Raw genomic sequence first — 16,610 nt, 5'->3', positions numbered from 1 at the left:
ACCGCCACACGTCTCGCGCGAGCCCGGACCTGTCAACCGGCTCCCGAGCACGCCGGATCCGCTGATGGGATCGACCCGTGTCCGCCGGATCGGCGGCCCGATCGAGACAGGAGACGACATGACCCAGGGACCTCGAGTCTTCCGGCCCACCCGTGCACTGGTGACCGCCTCGGACTCCGGCATCGGCCGGGCGACCGCGGTGGCACTGGCCGAGGCGGGCATGGACGTCGGCATCACCTGGCACAGCGACGAGGAGGGCGCGCAGGGCACGGCGGAGGAGGTGCGCTCCCTCGGCCGGCGCGCCGAGATCGCGCGCCTCGACACGACGGATCTGGAGGGCGCGGGCGACGTGATCGACGACCTCGCGGATCGACTGGGCGGGCTCGACGTCGCCGTCAGCAATGCGGGCGGAGGCGGGGGCGAGCCCTTCCTCGAGCAGAGCCTCGACAGCTGGCGCTCGACCGTCGCCCTGAACCTCGACGGAGCGTTCGTCTGCCTCCAGCGCGCCGCGCGGCGCATGGCGGCCCAGGGCACGGGCGGCAGGATCATCGCGGTCACCAGTGTCCACGAGCACCAGCCGCGGGTCGGCTCCGTCGCCTACACCGCTGCCAAGCACGGGCTGGGCGGCCTGCTGGAGGTGGCCGCACTCGAGCTCGGCTCCCTCGGCATCACCGTCAACGCCGTCGCCCCCGGGGAGATCGCCACGCCGATGAACGACGCCGAGGATGTGGACCCCGTCACGATCGACCGCCCCGGCATCCCCCTCGGCCGCCCCGGCGACGCCCGCGAGATCGCGGCGGTGGTCGCCTTCCTGGCCTCTCCCGCCGCCTCCTACATCACCGGATCCTCGTACGTCGTGGACGGCGGGATGCTGCAGATGGGGCCGCAGGCCGGCTCCCACCTCGGGCAGGACGACTGGCGCGAGGCCTGAGCCGCCGACCACGGCGCCCGCCCGCCGGGTACTCTCGAAGAGGTGCTCCGGCGGGCGGGGCGCCTGCTCCGGGATGTAGGTGACGCACGTGTGGTTCCGGCGTCGACGCAGGTTCAAGATGGAGCCGTACGACCCCGATGAGAACCCGTCGCGCGAGCCCGCCTCCGTCGAGGAGGCCGCCGAGGAGGGCCTGATGCTCGCGCAGTACGCGAGCCGCATGGCCGTGAAGAACCGGGTGCTGATGGACGGCCTCGGCGCCGACGTCCCCTTCGACTCGGGCCGCTACTCCGTCGTCGCCGCGGAGGAGCTCGAGAAGCTGGCGCGCGAGTCCGAGGCGGCCGCCGAGCGCCTGCGCGGCATCGCCGCCGACGTGACCTCGGTGGGCGGCCGCTCCGACCACGTGCACGACTACCGCTCGGCCGACGTCGACAACCTCGACCACCGCGAGCGGCTCTCGCTCCTCGTCGCCGACTCCCTCCACAGGCGGGCGCAGGACGAGGAGTACCTCGCGACGCTCGTCGACGACGCCCGTCAGGACGCGTGGCGCGAGCTCGCGCAGTCGATCGAGGAGACCCTCGACCGCACCTCGCGGATCGACCCGGACGACGAGGAGTACCGCCGCGACCGCTCGGTGCGGATGGCGCTCGTGGTCGTCGACGACCTGGTCAAGCTGGCGGAGGAGCGCGGCGTCAGTCTCGAGGACTGACGGGCTCGTCGGGGGACGCCGGGACCGGGCTCAGGCCCAGCCGGCGCGGAACGACTCGGTCGCCTCGGCGGAGCGGTCCCGGACCGACTCCAGCAGCTCCTCCATGGTGGAGCTGCGGAGGAACGCGAGGCGGTCGAGCTCGGTGACCGGTGCGACGCCGGCGAGCTGCCAGGCGTGCGCGGCCGGATCCTCGGCGAGCTCGACGACCGCGCCGTAGCGCTGCTCGACGAACTCGCTCGCGACCGCCAGTGCCGTGCGGACCGCCGACTCCGCCGCAGCCAGCGCGGGGGCGTGCTTCTCGTCCCACTCCAGATCGGGCAGCAGGCGGACCTCGGCGCGCGGGTACGGGTCGTCCTCGTACCAGCGGACGACCTCGAAGCGCTCCTCGCCCACGGAGTCGAGCGTGACGAACGACTCCGCCCCGTCGATGTTCAGGATGCGCGCGCGGGCGCCGACCGCGAACCGCTGGTCGCCGCCGCCCACCTCCTGGCCGCGCTCGATGAGCACGACGCCGAACGCGAGGGTCTCGTCCTCGAGGACGTCGCCGAGCATCCGCAGGTACCGCGGCTCGAACAGCCGGAGCGGGAGCGGCATGTGCGGCAGGAGCACGGAGCCGAGCGGGAACATCGGAAGATCAGGCACGGGTTCAGGCAATCACGTCGAGCGGAGAGCGGCCAGTACGGGCGCGGCGCGTCGGGACGTGCTAGCGCATCGAGCCACCGTGTCGTCCGCTCGCGGATGCTCGCCACGCCCCGGACGATCTCCGACGGCCCGCCCTCACCCGCGAGGCTCCCACTCAGACTGGGAGCATGGATCTCGCCGAACTCCGAGCCGTCGTCCGCGCGGACCTGGCCGCCAAGGGCCACGCCTCCGACCGGCTCACCGTCCTCGTCCTCCGACTCGGGCAGTACTCGAGCTCTCGGAGGACCCGGCTCCCCCTCCACCTCGTCTACCGCCTGGTCGATCTCGTCTGGACCCGCATGATCGTCGGAGCCGAGCTGCCGCCGGCCGCTCAGGTCGGGCCCGGCCTGCGGCTCCCCCACTGGGGCCGCGGCGTGATCCTGCACCCGCGCACGGTCATCGGGAGGAACGCGTTCATCTACCACGGCGTCACCATCGGCGAGTCGAAGGGTCGGACGCCCGTCATCGGCGACGACGTCTACATCGGCGCCCGCGCGACGATCGTCGGGGACGTGACCGTCGGCGACCGTGTGCGGGTCGGAGCCGGCGCCGTCGTCGTCCGCGACGTCGCATCCGACTCGTCAGCGGTCGGCGTGCCGGCGAGGACCGCGTCGGCGCCGTCCTGAGGCACGGCCCGTCGGCCTGACGGGGCCGGACCGTCCGCTCCGACGAGAACGACATCAGGTGGAGGCCCGACCCGGCGCTGGAGAGGAGGAACCACCGCGGGTGGAGCGGAGTAGTCCAGATGTACAAGCTGCACGTGTTCCCGGCGCTGGGCGCCCGCCGCATCAGCACCATCACCAGCGAGGACATCGAGAAGTGGGTGTCGAAGCTCGCCCAGACCCCGACCACCCGCGGCGACGCAACGCTCCATCCCAGCACCATCAAGCACGCCGTCGTCTCCGCCAACAAGGTGTTCCGCTACGCCATCAAGCACCGGCTCATCGTGCACAACCCTGTGACCGGCGTGGACCTGCCGAAGGTCCAGCACGCCCAGACGTTCGAGGCGTTGTTCCTGTCGCCCGCGGAGGTGACCGCGCTCGCGGCCGCGCTGGACGACCACGCGCCGGACGGGCTGTTCGTGCGGCTGGCCGCATACACGGGCCTCCGCAGCGGCGAGATTCAGGCGTTGCAGGTCCGCGACGTGAACCTCATGCGCCGGCAGTTGGAGGTTCGGCGGACGCTGGTCCGCACCAGCGAGGGCTTCCGCGAGGACTCCCCCAAGTCCGCCATGTCCATCCGGTCTGTGCCGCTACGGCGTGAGCTGGCGGACGAGCTGGCCGAGTACCTGGCCGCCCACCCGCGCGCCACCGAGCCGACCGCGTCGCTGTGGCCGGGGCGCAACTACGGCGGGTACGGGGACTTCCGCGGCGGGCTCGACTGGTCCAAGCGCATGGACTACAACTCGTTCTACCGGCGCCGGTTCCGCGACGCCGCGAAGGCCATCGGCCAGCCGGACCTGCGCTTCCACGACCTCCGCCACACCGCAGCGTCGCTGTTCGCGGCGTCCGGGATGCCGCTCGCCCGGGTCGCCCGCATCCTGGGCCACGCCGACACTGCGACCACCTACAAGGTGTACCTGCACTTCTTCCCCGACGACCACGCCGCCGACATGGACCGCCTCGACGCGTATCTCGCGCCCGACCGCGGCCGAAGTGGCGCCGCTCGCACCATCGCTTGAACTCCTATCCAGATGCAACTATGTGACACTGGTCTTATGGCTTCCACGACTTGCAGCTTCTGTAAACGTTACACACACATGACAATCCAATGGGCGACTATGTACCATCTCGAGTACCCCAGTCCGGACGGATTGGTTCACGGACGCATAGTCGAGGGGATTGCGACTTGCGATTCATGTGGACGCACGAGCATGGGATCAAGCTTTGACCCGGCGGAAGTATCCAGCGACGCAAGGTTCAATCTCGCTGAAACTCGGGAGGACTCCGTAAGGTGGCTGCCACGTGTCGGAGAATCACCAATTTTCGAGGATGTTCCTTCACACATCGCACAGGCCGCTCAGGAAGCTCACAGCGCGGCAAGCATTAGTGCATTCATGGCAGCGATCCTGATGGCGCGTACCGTCGTAGAAGCGACCGCCAAAGAGAAAGATGTAACCAAGGGGAACTTGCTCTCGAAGATCGACCGGATGGCAGAACTCAACATCATCCGACAGGATACTAAAGATGCCGCGCATGAGATAAGGCTTCAAGGAAACGAGATGGCGCACGGAGATATCACCACTCAGCCCACCGAGGAAGATGCTGGGGAGATACTCGACCTCATGGATGAGATTTTGAACGAGGTATTCCAGGGCCCGGCTCGGACGGCGCGGATCAAGGCTCGACGTATGGGGACGCTCTAGTTACCTTCGCCGATAATCTGGCGCCCCACGGCGTCAGGGTGCACCTCGAAGCCGAACGCCTTGTTGTGGTCACCAAGCACGCCGTGGCGACCGAGAACCGCGATCGCCTCCCACCAACGATGCAAGCTGTCTGCGATGGCGTTGTTGATGTCGCGAGTGAGCTGGTCAAAGGCCGTGTTGTCGCCAGCGAAGCCAGCGTCTCGCAACGCTTGTAGCTCCGGCGACGCGTCAATCGCACAGTTCTCGACAAGGGTCCACTTCTCGGAGGGGCTGTCCCAAGACTGGGGTTCGTCCGCGAGCAAGTCCAAGTTGTAGAACCGGCCCGACCGTCCGTAAGCATCGAGCGCATCGAGCAGTACCGGCCACACGGGATCGGCCTCAACCGCGTTGAACAGACCCTGGATGTAGTCCTCGTAAGACTTCCCGACGATCCCCGCCTGGAGCTTGCCGCGGAGCATCCGGTCGAGGTTCGCCGTGCCGTGGCCGAACTCTCGCTTCATGACGGTCTTGGTGGGCCACGCGCCATGCTCATCCAGGGCGACGAGTCCCACGGCGACCTTGAGCAGCTTCTCGACGCCGATGGAGAGCATCGTCATGATCGGGTCGCGCATCGTGTCAACGAACGCCGCGCCGCGAACGGCTCGCTCGCCGTAGGCCAGCAGGTGCTTCGCGGAGTCGATTTCTTGAATCAGGGCCATCTTCTGCCGCTGACTCAAACCTTCAAAGTGTGCCATCGCCAGAGTGTGGCAGCCACCCCATCGAGCCCGCTACCAACCGAGGAGATCAGACCCGCGTAGGGGTTTCGGAGGGGTTCTGCTCTTGCAGCTTCCGACCCGAGGGCCCTACTCCCCAGTGTTTACTTGGTAGGGCGTACGGGACTTGAACCCGTGACCGACGGATTATGAGTCCGCTGCTCTGACCGGCTGAGCTAACGCCCCGCGGCGGCCGTCCGAGCGGCCGTCAGGTGGCGGCGGGTGCGGACGCTGCGTCGGAGGCCGGATCGGCCACCGGCTCCCCACGATACAGGCTCTCGAAGGTGCTGATCGTGCGGTTGATGTCGTGCGAGGCGACGATGCGGAGGGAGGCGCGCTTCATCGCCTCGAGGTCCTCCTGGTCGGCCGTGAGCACGGCGGTGAGGCGCTCGGCGAGGGCCTCGGCGCTGCCCGGAGCGAAGAGGTAGCCGTTCTCGCCGTCGTGCACGAGGTGCGGGAGGGCCATCGCGTCGGCGGCGACGACGGGGAGGGCCGAGGCCATCGCCTCCATCGTCGCGATGCTCTGCAGCTCGGCGATGGACGGCATGGCGAACACGGTGGCGCGGGTGTACGCCTCCTTGAGCTCGGCGTCCGAGACGTAGCCGGTGAAGCGCACGCGGTCGGCGATGCCGAGGGTCGCGGCGAGCTGCTGGAGGTTGCGCATCTGGTCGCCGCCGCCGACGATCTCGAGCTTCGCGTCGAGCGCCGGATCGAGCAGGGCGACCGCGCGGAGCAGGACGTCGATGTGCTTCTCGCCGGTCACGCGGCCGACGAAGAGGATCGAGTCGCCGGCGCGGGCCGAGAAGTCGGGCGTGTAGTTGTCGGCGTCGATGCCGCAGGAGATGGCGTGGACGCCCCGGAGGCCCGTGTACTTCTCGAGGAACTGCGCGGCCTTGCGGGTCGGCGTGGTGACCGCCTCCGCCCGGCCGAAGGTGCGGCGCGCGGCCCGCCACGCCATCGCCACGGCCTTGGCCTGCACGGCCTTCGGCAGGAGGGTGAACTCGAGCATGTTCTCGGGCATGAAGTGGTTCGTGCCGACGATGCGGATGCCGCGCTTGGCCGCCTCGATCCCGAGGCCGCGGCCGACGATGATGTGCGACTGGAAGTGCACGACGTCGGGCTTCACCTCGTCGAGGATGCGCGCGCTGTTCTGCCGGATGCGCCACGGCATCGCGAAGCGCAGCCAGTCGTGCGGGTACCAGCGCCAGCTGTAGAGCCGGTGCACGATGATCCGCTGGCCCTCGTGCGTCTCGACCCGGGTGCCGCTCCAGCCGTCGGCCGAGGGGGCGACGACGTGGACCTCGTGGCCGCGCTGCGCGAGACCGGCGGCGAGGCGCTCGGCGAACTTCGCGGCTCCGTTCACGTCGGGAGCGAAGGTGTCGCAGCCGATCACGACCGTCAGCGGTCGGGATTCGGGCGATCCCGGTCGGGACGCGTCGCGGGGATCTGACACGGGAGGTCCTATCGGTGTCGTGCCGCTCGGGGAGAGAAGGGAGCGATCGGCGGAGGTCGGTCGGTTTCGTGGCTCTCGGCGCGGACCCATTGTAGGCAGAGGACTCCTCACCACTCGGGATCCCGCGCCGTCAGCGCGCCTGCGGGTGGTGCTTGGCGAGGAGGAAGACGCCGTAGATGGCGACGGCACCGGCCGCGATGAAGAGCGGGATCGCCCACGGGGCCGCGTACTGCGCCTCCCCGAGCACGACGATGCCGATCGCGACGGCGACCAGCGGGTCGATGACGGTGAGGCCCGCGACGACGAGGTCCGGCGGGCCGGAGGAGTAGGCGTTCTGCACGAAGTACCCGCCGAGCGCGGTCGCGGCCAGGAGCGCCACGATGCAGACCACCGTCAGCGGGTCGAACTCACCGTACTTGATGCGGTTGAGCACGACCTTCGCGAGAGTCGCGACGAAGCCGTAGACCACTCCGGCGCCCACGATGTAGAAGATCGCCTTCGCTCCGCGGCGGAAGACGCGGAAGGCGATGACGAAGACCGTGAGCACCACGGCGAGGATCACGAGGATCGTGATGAGCTCGGGCGTCTGGATGGACTTGTCGACCGCGTTGAACGCCGCCACGAGGACGAACGTGCCGACGCCTCCGACGCAGAGCACGATCGCCCGGATCGACGCCGCGTTCAGGCGCACCCGGCTGACCCGCGCGTTGACGACCGCGGTGATCACGAGCGCCACCGCTCCGAGCGGCTGCACCACGATGAGCGGGGAGAAGCCGAGGCTCGTCAGCTGGAAGACGATCGCGAGACCCAGGAGCAGGGTGCCGATCACCCACGAGGGGCGCGAGAGCAGCGCGACCAGCTGGCCGCCGCTGAGCCCGGAGGAGCCGGAGCGCTTCGAGAACCGCTCCACCTTCGCCACTCCCCGGTGCTGGAACTGCGCGCCGAGGGAGAGGAACACCGCGCCCACGAGAGCGATCGGGATGCCGATGAACTTCGCCGGGTCGTTGAGGAGTTCGGCGAGATCGGCGGGCATGGGGTCGACCCTACCCAGAACGCCTCCGGGAGTCCTCCGACGCACGGGTGAGGGGCTGAGCCCAGCGGATGATCCTCGCGGACCCGGTCCGCGGCCCCGCGGTACCCTGTCCCCCATGGCCGTCCTTCCCATCCGCATCGCCGGCGACCCCGTCCTCCACTCCCCCGCCGCCCCCGTCACCGAGTTCGACGATGCGCTGCGCACCCTCGTCGCCGACATGTTCGAGACGATGGACATAGCCCCCGGAGTCGGCCTCGCCGGCCCGCAGGTCGGCGTCCCGCTGCGACTGTTCGTCTACGACTACGCCGACGACGACGGCACCCCCCGCCGCGGCGTCGCGATCAACCCCGAGCTGTTCGTCACGCCGACCCCGATCGGCGAGGCGGACGAGGACACGGAGTCGGAGGGGTGCCTCTCCTTCCCCGGCGAGCGCTTCCCGCTCCGCCGCTCCGAGCGCGCGATCCTCCGCGCGGTCGACCTCGAGCAGGAGCCGTTCGAGATCGTCGCGGACGGCTGGTTCGCCCGCGTGTTCCAGCACGAGTTCGACCACCTCGACGGCGTGCTCTACATCGACCGCCTCGAGCACGACTACCACAAGCCGGTCGCGAAGATCACCCGCAAGCGCGGCTGGGGCGGCCCCGGCGTCTCGTGGCTGCCCGGCGTGGAGCACCTCGAGGACTGACTCAGGCCAGGTCGACCCCGTGCACGCCGTTGTGGTGGCGGATCGCGGGGAACGAGGCGGTGACGCTCCGGCCGACGCCGGGCGTCCGCTTCTCGGTCACGTCGCCGCCGAAGAGGGCGGCCCGCTCGCGCAGCTCGGCGAGCGCGGGGCTGTCGATGCGCTCGGTGAGCGAGCGCAGGTCCGCCTCGAGAGCGCTGGCGTCCTGCTCCGCCGCGCCGTGCTGCTCGCGGTCGTCGTCGACCTCCACCCGGAGGCCCGTGGTCGTCCATCGGGAGCTGATGCGGACCTCGGTCCCCGCGCCGCCGGTCTCCAGCGCCGAGTCGAAGGCGTACTCGAGCACCCGGAGCACGGCCACCTCGGCGCCGTCCTGCAGCGGGAACGGCTCGCCGAACGACTCCTCGCGGACGCTCAGGCCTCGCTCGCGGGCGCCCTCGATCAGGGGGACGGAGCCGCCGGTGCGCGGCAGCTCCCCCGGATCGACGGAGGCGACGGTCGCGATGCGGCGCAGCTGCGCCAGCGAGGCCTCGGCCGCCCGCACGGCACGCTGCGCCGACCGCGCGGCCGCGGCGGGGTCGCGGTCGATCGTGAGCCGGACGCTCTCGGCCTCCTCGACGACGTGCGCGGCGCTGCGGACCGCGAGCTGCTCGAGCTCGCCGACGATGCGGAGCCTCGCCTCCTGCTCGCCGACCGCCAGCTCGAGGCGGACGACGCGCGCCGCCTCCTCCGCACGGCTCTCGGCGGCACGGCGCTCGGCGCCGACGGCGCGACGCCACAGCACGACGACCGCGACCAGGGCGATCAGGGCGAGGACGAGGACGACTTCGAGCACGACGGCCTCCGGGGTGACGGGACGGGTTCGGCACAGGAGCGCCGGAGAGAGATCGTACCCGCGCCGCGGACAGCGGACCTGAGGCCGCGGAGGGGGTTGCGGAGCCGGACTCAGCCGTCGGAGCGCACGGAGCGGGTGACGGTGAAGCGGCGGTCGCGCGCCACCACCGAGGTCGGCCCGACCGCGCGGCGCAGCTCGGCCGGATGCGCGAGGTGGGAGTTGAAGACCGTCCACAGCACGCCTCCGGGGCGCAGCACGCGGCCGGCCGCGCGCAGCATGCGCCGGGCGACGAGGTCGGTGACGGCTCCGTCGGAGTGGAACGGCGGATTGCAGAGCACGACGTCGACGGAGGACGCCTCCAGAGTCGAGGCGTTGTCGTCGCGGAGGACGCGGACGGCCAGCCCATTGGCCGCCGCGGTCGCCCGGGCGGACTCGACCGCGGCACGCGAGGTGTCCGTCGCGATCACGGCGAGGTCGGGGCGGGCCCTAGCCACCACGGCGGCGAGCACGCCGGTTCCGCAGCCGAGGTCGAGCGCGGTGCCCGCGGGGAGGGAGTCGAGATCGAGGGCGGCGAGGAGGGCGCGGGTGCCGAGGTCCAGTCGTGCACCTGCGAAGGCTCCCGGCAGTGCGACGACCTCGAGGTCGAGCTCGTCCAGACGGCGCCGCTCGGGCCCGGGCGCGGGCGGCTGGTCGGGGAGCGCGCCGCTCGCGAGCAGGGCGCGCGACTTCTGCCGGGCGAGGGAGACGTCGATCCGCTCGTAGCGCACGGCGAGCACGTCGTTCATCGTGCGGGTCATGTGCTTGATGCGGCCGGCGCCGATCAGGGTCGCCGCCGGGTTCGCGAGTGCGGTCCCGGCCGCGACGGCGGCCAGGGCGTCGAGTGAGCGCGGCAGGCGCAGGAGCACCGCGTCGGCGTCGCGGACGGCCTCCGCGACGGAGTCGACGATCTCGATCGGCGCGAGATCGACGCCCGACCCCCGCACCGTCTCGAGGTTCTGCGCGAGAGCGCGCTCGGCGGTGATCGAGTCCAGCACGACGCGCACGGCACGTCCGTCGGCGGCGAGGCCGAGGCTCAGCGCCCCGTAGGCGTCCCCGATCACGGCGAGGCGGCCGCGATCGGCGGCGAGGTCGAGCAGCAGGCGGTCGCTGGCGTCGACGGCGACGAGATCCGGCGCCTCGACGTCGGGGCGGCGGCGCAGGAGAGCGAGCACGTCCTCGCGCATCGCGCCTCCGATCGTCGGTCCGAGCGGGTGGGCCCTCGAGGGCGACCGCTCGCGGGCACGAAAAAAGGGCCCGAGAGTGGAGTCCCGGACCCTTCGCTCCCCGACTTGGACTCGAACCAAGAACCTACCGGTTAACAGCCGATTGCTCTGCCAATTGAGCTATCGAGGATCATCCGACCACCCGGAGGCGATCAGCGCGGTACTACTTTAGCAAACTCTCCGCGAACGCAAAAATCGGGCGCGCACTCAGTAGCCGGAGCCCGGGTCGACGCGGCCGACGAACGGCCCGCCGGCGGCACAGGCGGCCACGTTGGCGCGCACGCGCTCGGCCAGGAGCGGCGCGGTGATCTCGGGGGTGTCCGCGCTGTGGGGCGTGATCAGGCACCGGGGCTCGCTCCAGAGCGGATGCCCGTCCGGCAGCGGCTCGGGGTCCGTCACGTCGAGCGCGGCGCCCGCGAGACGGCCTTCGGCGAGGGCCGCGACGAGCGCGTCCGTGTCGACGAGGCTCCCCCGGGCGACGTTGACGAGCACGGCGTGGGCGGGGAACCGCGCGAGCAGACCCGCGTCGACCATCCGCTCCGTGCCCGCGGTGGCGGCGGCGGCAAGGACCAGCACGTCGGCGTCCGCCGCGGCCTCGGCGAGCCGCGACGCCGGCAGAGTGCGGGCCGCGCCCTCCACCGGCTCGTCTCCGCGGCGGACGATCGTCACCCGGCAGTCGAAGACGGCGAGCAGCCGCAGGAGCTCGCGAGCGATCCCTCCTGCTCCGACGATCACCACGGAGGCGCGGTGCAGCGTGACCGCCTTCTTCGGCCCCCACGACGCGGCGCGCGCCCGCTCCGGCAGCGAGCGCAGGAGGGCGAGCACCAGCGCGAGCGCGTGCTCCGCCACCGGCTCCGCGTAGGCGCCCTTGGCGCTGGTCCAGACCACGTCCGCGCGAGACGCGGCGAGCACGGGCGCGAAGACGTCGACGCCGGCCCAGGGCAGCTGCACCCAGTGGATCGACGGGTGCTCCTCCAGCACAGCGGCCAGCTCGTCCGTGCGGCCGTAGGACAGCCAGAGCAGCGCGTCCGGACTCCCGTCGAGTCCGACGACCACTCCACCGCCCGACTCCACCGCCTCGGCGAACACCGGCTTCGGCCGCGGGAGCACCGCGACGCGCGGGACGGTCACTGGTCGGCCGCCTCGACGCGCTGCGCTCGGGAGGCGTCGAAGCGCTCGTACTCGGCGAAGGCCGCTCCGAGCTCGCGCACGTAGGGGTGCCGCGCCTCGATCAGCACGTCCAGCAGCGGCCCGTACGCGACGACCTCGCCGCCGACCAGCACTGCGATCCGGTCGGTCGCCCGGCTCAGCACATCGATGTCGTGGCTGACCACGACGGCCGCGAATCCCTCCCGGCGCCGCAGGTCGGCGAGGAGGTCGACGATCGACTCGCGCACCGTCGCGTCGATGCCCGAGGTCGGCTCGTCGGCGATCAGCACCTTCGGCCCGAGCACGAGCGAGCGGGCCACGGCCACGCGCTGGCGCTGGCCGCTGGAGAGCTCGTAGGGGTAGCGGTCGAGCAGGAACAGCGGCAGGTGCACGGAGTCGAGCAGCGTCGCCACCCGCACCGCCGCGGCCTTCGGGTCGTAGTGGCGGTCGCGGAGGAAGATCGGCTCGGCGATCAGCTCCGAGACGGTCAGCTCGGGGCGGAGGGCCGCTCCGGCGTCCTGCGCGAGATGCGCGACGTCGACGGTGAAGCGCTTGAGCTCGCGGGCGGGGAGCGAGCGGAGGCGGTGCCCCGCGACCGTCGCGTCCCCTCCGATGATCACCGGGCGCGTGCGGCCTCCGTCGTGCCCCAGGCCGTCGCCGCCGAGCACGCGCGCGAGCGTGGACTTGCCCGAGCCGCTGCCGCCGAGGATCCCGAGCACCTCCCCCGGCTCCACGCGGAGGCTCACTCCCCGCAGCGCCGTCCACCGGCGGCTGATGCCGCGCGGCGGGTACTCGACGCTGAGGTCGTCGACGACGATGGGGGCCTGATCCTCGGCGGTCCGGCTCACGCCCGGCGCTCCGCCTCGACGATGCTGCGCAGGAGCTCGCGCCTCGAGGCCTGCTCGACCGGGTCGGGCACGGGCAGAGAGGCGAGCAGGCGCTGCGTGTAGGGGTGCTTCGGCGCGGCGAGCACCTCGGCCCCCGTCCCCTCCTCGACCAGCTCGCCGCGGTAGAGCACCGCGATGCGGTCGGCGAGCAGGTCGACCACGGCGAGGTCGTGGCTGATGAACAGGGAGGCGAAGCCGAACTCGCGCTGCAGCTCGGCGAACAGCTCGAGCACGCGGGCCTGCACCGACACGTCGAGCGCCGAGGTGGGCTCGTCGGCGATCAGCAGCTTCGGCTCGAGGGCCAGGGCCCGGGCGAGGCTGGCGCGCTGGCGCTGGCCGCCGGAGAGCTCGTGCGGGTAGCGGTCGCCGTAGGAGCGGGGCAGCTGCACCGCCTCCAGGAGCTCGTCGACGCGCGAGCGCGCCCCGGCGGCGTCGCCGGCCCGTCCGTGCACGATCAGCGGCTCGGCCACGCACTCCGCGATGGTGAGCAGCGGGTTGAAGCTCGACGCCGGGTCCTGGAACACGAAGCCGATGTCGCCGCGGACCGGCCGGAAGGCGCGCTCGCGGATGCCGCGCATCTCCTTGCCGAGGACCTTCAGCGACCCGCCGGTCACCGGCGTCAGGCCCGCGATGGCGCGCCCGATGGTGGTCTTGCCCGAGCCGCTCTCGCCGACGAGGCCGAGCACCTCGCCCGCGCGGATGCGCAGCGAGACGCCGTCGACCGCGACGAAGCCGGGACGGCCGAGCCGGCCGGGGTACTGGATCCGCAGGCCCTCGGCGGCGACGAGCGTCTCGGCCTCGGGGGCCTCGGCGCGCTCGACGGCGCGGACGCGGGCGCGCTCGACGCCCTGGCCCACGTGCGGGACGGCGGCGAGGAGTTTCCTCGTGTACTCGGCCTTCGGCGCCGAGAACAGCTCGGAGACCGTCGCCTCCTCGACCAGCTCGCCCTGGTACATCACGGCGACGCGGTCGGCCAGATCGGCGACGACGCCCATGTTGTGGGTGATCAGCACGATCGAGGTGCCGAACTCGTCGCGGCACCGGCGGAGCAGGTCGAGGATCTCGGCCTGCACGGTCACGTCGAGCGCGGTGGTCGGCTCGTCCGCGACGATCAGACCGGGATCCAGGACCAGCGCCATCGCGATGACCACGCGCTGCTTCTGGCCGCCCGAGAACTGGTGCGGGTAGTAGTCGACCCGCTTCTCCGGCTCCGGGATGCCGACGGTGCGGAGGACGTCGATCGCGCGCTTGCGCGCCTCCTTCTTCGAGACGGAGCCGTGAGCGCGCAGTCCCTCCGCGATCTGCCAGCCCACCGTGAAGACCGGGTTGAGGGCGGTTCCCGGCTCCTGGAAGACCATGGCGACGTCGGTGCCGCGCAGCTCCCGGAGGCGGGCCTTGGGCACGGAGACGACGTCGGTCGCCGCGCTGCCGTCCTTCTTCGAGAGCAGGACCACTCCGGAGGCGGTGGCCGTCTCGGGCAGGAGGCCGAGGATGGTCTTCGCGGTCACGGTCTTGCCGCTGCCGGACTCTCCGACGATCGCCAGGACCTCGCCGCGCTCGACGCGCAGGCTCACCCCGGCGACGGCGCGGACGGCGCCGCGGTCGCTCGCGAAGGCGACCTCGAGGTCGGTGATGTCCACGATCGGACGCGCTGAGGCGTCCCGGACGATGCGCTGGTCGCTCATCGCGTCTCCTCCACTCCGGCGACGGGGTCGTGCCCCGGCGTCTCCAGGCCGTCGGCGGCGAGGACGCCGCCCGGCACGACGGACGTCGCGGCGACGTCGCCGGCACCGGCGGCCACCGCGCGCCGACCGCGCAGGCGCGGGTCGGCGAGGTCGTTCAGGCTCTCGCCCACGAGGGTGATGCCCAGCACCACGAGCACGATCGCCAGGCCCGGGAAGACCGAGGTCCACCAGATGCCGCTCGTGACGTCCGACAGCGCCTTGTTGAGGTCGTAGCCCCACTCCGCGGCCGACGTCGGCTCGATGCCGAAGCCGAGGAAGCCCAGGCCGGCGAGGGTCAGGATCGCCTCGGAGGAGTTCAGCGTGAAGATCAGCGGCAGCGTGCGCGTCGCGTTCCGCAGGACGTGGCGGAACATGATCCGCGGCGTCGACGCTCCGATGACCTTCGCCGACTCGACGAAGGCGTCCCCCTTGATCCGCACGGTCTCGGCCCGGATCACGCGGAAGTACTGCGGGATGTAGACCACGGTGATCGAGACCGCCGCGGCGAAGATGCCGGCCCAAAGGTTCGACTGCCCGCCGGAGATGACGATCGACATGACGATCGCCAGCAGCAGGGTCGGGAACGCGTAGATCGCGTCGCAGATCACGACGAGCACGCGGTCGAGCCAGCCGCCGAGGTAGCCGGAGACGAGGCCGAGGAAGACGCCGAGGAAGATCGACAGGACCACGGCGACGACGATCACGAGGAACGCGGTCTGCGCTCCCCAGATCACTCGCGAGAGGACGTCGTAGCCGCCCACGGTGGTGCCGAGCAGATGCTCCGCGCTCGGCGGCTCCTGCGCGCCGAACGACTCGCCGCCCGAGCGCAGCTGCGAGTATCCGTAGGGCGCGATGAGGGGCGCGAACAGGGCCACCAGCAGGAACGCGCCGGTGATGATCAGGCCGGTGACGAGCATCCCCCGCTGGAGGCCGACGCTCTGCCGGAGCTGGTGGACGACCGGCAGACGGTCGACGAGACGGCGGCGCGGACGCGCCGGGGAGGTGGTGCTCATGCTCAGTACCTCACTCGCGGGTCGATGAGCGCCGCGATGACGTCGACGATGAAGTTGGTCAGCGCCACGATGACGGCGAGCAGGGCGACGATGCCCTGCACGGCCACGAAGTCGCGGGCCTGGAGGTACTCGGCGAGCTGGAAGCCGAGGCCCTTCCACTCGAAGGTGGTCTCGGTGAGGACGGCGCCGCCGAGCAGCAGGGCGATCTGCAGGCCGATCACGGTGATGATCGGGATGAGCGCCGGCCGGTAGGCGTGGGTGCGGACGAGCCGGAACTCGCTGACGCCGCGCGAGCGCGCCGCGTCCACGTAATCGGTGCCGAGCGTGCCGATCACGTTGGTGCGCACCAGGCGCAGGAAGATGCCCGCGGTGAGCAGGCCCAGCGCGACGGCGGGGAGCACCGCGTGAGAGAGCACGTCCGAGATCGCGGCCGGGTCGCCGGTCTGGATCGCGTCGATCAGGTAGATGCCGGTCTTGTTCTCGAGGAACTGGAGCGAGAGCTCGGTGCTCGTCGAGGCGCGCCCGGCGACGGGGAACCACTTCAGCCAGACGGAGAACACCAGCTTCAGCAGCAGGCCCGCGAAGAACACCGGAGTCGCGTAGCAGAGGATCGCGAAGATGCGCAGCACCGCGTCGGGCGTGCGGTCGCGGTGGTAGGCGGCGAGCATCCCGAGCGGGATGCCGACCAGGAACGCCACGATCAGGGCGTAGAAGGCGAGCTCGACCGTCGCGGCGCCGTAGGTGAGGAGCACCTCGGTGACGGGGCGGTTGTCGCTCAGGGTGGTGCCGAAGTCGCCGGTCAGCAGCTTGCCGAGGTACTCGAGGTACTGCACGATCAGCGGCCGGTCGTAGCCGGCGGCGGCTACGCGCTCGGCAAGCTGGTCCGCGGTCAGGCGGCCGCCGAGGGCCGCCGTGATCGGGTCGCCCGTGCTGCGCATGAGGAGGAACACCAGCGTCACGAGGATGAAGACGGTGGGGATGATGAGCAGGAAGCGGACGAGCAGGTAGCGCCCGAGTCCGCCCCCGGAGCCGCGCGGTCGCCGGGTGGGCGCCGTCGCCGCAGCCGTCGTGGCTGTCGTCACGTGATGCCTTTCGTGGAGAACGGCCGGCGCCTCCTATCGGGGAGGCGCCGGCCGCGAGGGG

17 protein-coding genes and 2 tRNA genes are annotated in these 16,610 nt (G+C 71.4%); 6 read left to right on the top strand and 13 right to left on the bottom strand.

The features are described 5' to 3' along the window. Positions 1–118: 118 nt before the first annotated feature. Both C5D50_RS11155 and C5D50_RS11150 read left to right on the top strand, forming a co-directional pair. Positions 119–931 carry an SDR family oxidoreductase gene (locus C5D50_RS11155; protein WP_104283530.1) on the top strand — a complete coding sequence of 271 codons (813 nt, stop codon included), beginning with the start codon at positions 119–121 and terminating at the stop codon, positions 929–931. Positions 932–1,049: 118 nt separating this feature from the next. Further along, positions 1,050–1,637 (top strand): hypothetical protein, encoded by a 588-nt coding sequence (locus C5D50_RS11150; protein ID WP_104223455.1) that lies wholly within the window; start codon positions 1,050–1,052, stop codon positions 1,635–1,637. 30 nt (positions 1,638–1,667) lie between these two features. Here the strand turns inward: C5D50_RS11150 and C5D50_RS11145 are convergent, their stop codons facing one another. Beyond that, positions 1,668–2,279: an LON peptidase substrate-binding domain-containing protein gene (locus C5D50_RS11145; protein ID WP_258069597.1), complete on the bottom strand. Its 612-nt coding sequence runs from the start codon at positions 2,277–2,279 to the stop codon at positions 1,668–1,670. Between the two features lie 167 nt (positions 2,280–2,446). Here C5D50_RS11145 and C5D50_RS11140 point away from each other — a divergent pair, with 167 nt between their 5' ends. From C5D50_RS11140 to C5D50_RS16875, 3 genes are all read left to right on the top strand, one after another. After that, complete coding sequence (locus tag C5D50_RS11140) at positions 2,447–2,944, top strand: DapH/DapD/GlmU-related protein (protein ID WP_104283516.1); 498 nt, start codon at positions 2,447–2,449, stop codon at positions 2,942–2,944. A 119-nt stretch (positions 2,945–3,063) separates the two neighbouring features. Further along, on the top strand, positions 3,064–3,999 hold the full coding sequence (locus C5D50_RS11135) for a tyrosine-type recombinase/integrase (RefSeq protein ID WP_104283515.1): 936 nt from the start codon (positions 3,064–3,066) through the stop codon (positions 3,997–3,999). A gap of 12 nt (positions 4,000–4,011) precedes the next feature. Then, positions 4,012–4,683, top strand: coding sequence for a DUF4145 domain-containing protein (locus C5D50_RS16875; protein WP_104283514.1), 672 nt, complete (start codon positions 4,012–4,014; stop codon positions 4,681–4,683). Here C5D50_RS16875 and C5D50_RS11125 read toward each other — a convergent pair. The 4 genes from C5D50_RS11125 to C5D50_RS11110 form a co-directional block, all read right to left on the bottom strand. Continuing rightward, positions 4,680–5,417, bottom strand: coding sequence for a hypothetical protein (locus C5D50_RS11125; RefSeq protein WP_104283513.1), 738 nt, complete (start codon positions 5,415–5,417; stop codon positions 4,680–4,682). The genes C5D50_RS16875 and C5D50_RS11125 overlap by 4 nt on opposite strands. Positions 5,418–5,544: 127 nt before the next feature. Then, positions 5,545–5,621 (bottom strand) — tRNA-Ile (locus tag C5D50_RS11120). 22 nt (positions 5,622–5,643) lie between these two features. Continuing rightward, positions 5,644–6,888: a glycosyltransferase gene (locus tag C5D50_RS11115; RefSeq protein WP_258069596.1), complete on the bottom strand. Its 1,245-nt coding sequence runs from the start codon at positions 6,886–6,888 to the stop codon at positions 5,644–5,646. Positions 6,889–7,018: 130 nt separating this feature from the next. After that, on the bottom strand, positions 7,019–7,921 hold the full coding sequence (locus C5D50_RS11110) for a DMT family transporter (protein WP_104223451.1): 903 nt from the start codon (positions 7,919–7,921) through the stop codon (positions 7,019–7,021). Between the two features lie 115 nt (positions 7,922–8,036). Between C5D50_RS11110 and def the strand changes: the two genes are divergently transcribed. Then, a complete protein-coding gene (gene def, locus C5D50_RS11105; protein ID WP_104289007.1) occupies positions 8,037–8,603 on the top strand; it encodes a peptide deformylase in 567 nt (188 codons plus the stop codon). Between the two features lies 1 nt (position 8,604). On the opposite strand, the gene C5D50_RS11100 is transcribed toward def, so the two are convergent. The 8 genes from C5D50_RS11100 to C5D50_RS11065 form a co-directional block, all read right to left on the bottom strand. Further along, complete coding sequence (locus tag C5D50_RS11100) at positions 8,605–9,432, bottom strand: hypothetical protein (RefSeq protein ID WP_104223449.1); 828 nt, start codon at positions 9,430–9,432, stop codon at positions 8,605–8,607. Positions 9,433–9,542: 110 nt separating this feature from the next. Next, positions 9,543–10,655, bottom strand: a complete 1,113-nt coding sequence (locus C5D50_RS11095; protein WP_104283508.1) for a class I SAM-dependent methyltransferase — start codon at positions 10,653–10,655, stop codon at positions 9,543–9,545. A gap of 96 nt (positions 10,656–10,751) precedes the next feature. Beyond that, positions 10,752–10,824, bottom strand: a tRNA-Asn gene (locus C5D50_RS11090). A gap of 77 nt (positions 10,825–10,901) precedes the next feature. Further along, positions 10,902–11,825 (bottom strand): NAD(P)-dependent oxidoreductase, encoded by a 924-nt coding sequence (locus C5D50_RS11085; RefSeq protein ID WP_258069595.1) that lies wholly within the window; start codon positions 11,823–11,825, stop codon positions 10,902–10,904. Continuing rightward, positions 11,822–12,691, bottom strand: coding sequence for an ATP-binding cassette domain-containing protein (locus C5D50_RS11080; protein WP_167305248.1), 870 nt, complete (start codon positions 12,689–12,691; stop codon positions 11,822–11,824). The genes C5D50_RS11085 and C5D50_RS11080 overlap by 4 nt, the downstream gene beginning before the upstream one ends. Then, complete coding sequence (locus C5D50_RS11075; RefSeq protein WP_104226684.1) at positions 12,688–14,415, bottom strand: ABC transporter ATP-binding protein; 1,728 nt, start codon at positions 14,413–14,415, stop codon at positions 12,688–12,690. Before C5D50_RS11075 ends, C5D50_RS11080 begins: the two co-directional genes overlap by 4 nt. After that, on the bottom strand, positions 14,412–15,467 hold the full coding sequence (locus C5D50_RS11070) for an ABC transporter permease (protein ID WP_104226685.1): 1,056 nt from the start codon (positions 15,465–15,467) through the stop codon (positions 14,412–14,414). The genes C5D50_RS11075 and C5D50_RS11070 overlap by 4 nt, the downstream gene beginning before the upstream one ends. Before the next feature lie 2 nt (positions 15,468–15,469). Further along, the gene (locus tag C5D50_RS11065; RefSeq protein ID WP_104223444.1) at positions 15,470–16,549 is read right to left on the bottom strand and encodes an ABC transporter permease; all 1,080 of its coding nucleotides are present in this window, start codon (positions 16,547–16,549) and stop codon (positions 15,470–15,472) included. Between the last annotated feature and the right edge of the window lie 61 nt (positions 16,550–16,610).

This window comes from Rathayibacter sp. RFBD1 (assembly GCF_002932915.1).
Lineage (GTDB): Bacteria > Actinomycetota > Actinomycetes > Actinomycetales > Microbacteriaceae > Rathayibacter.
Note: the sequence above shows the minus strand (reverse complement) of the source record. Positions and strands in the feature narration are given on the sequence as shown.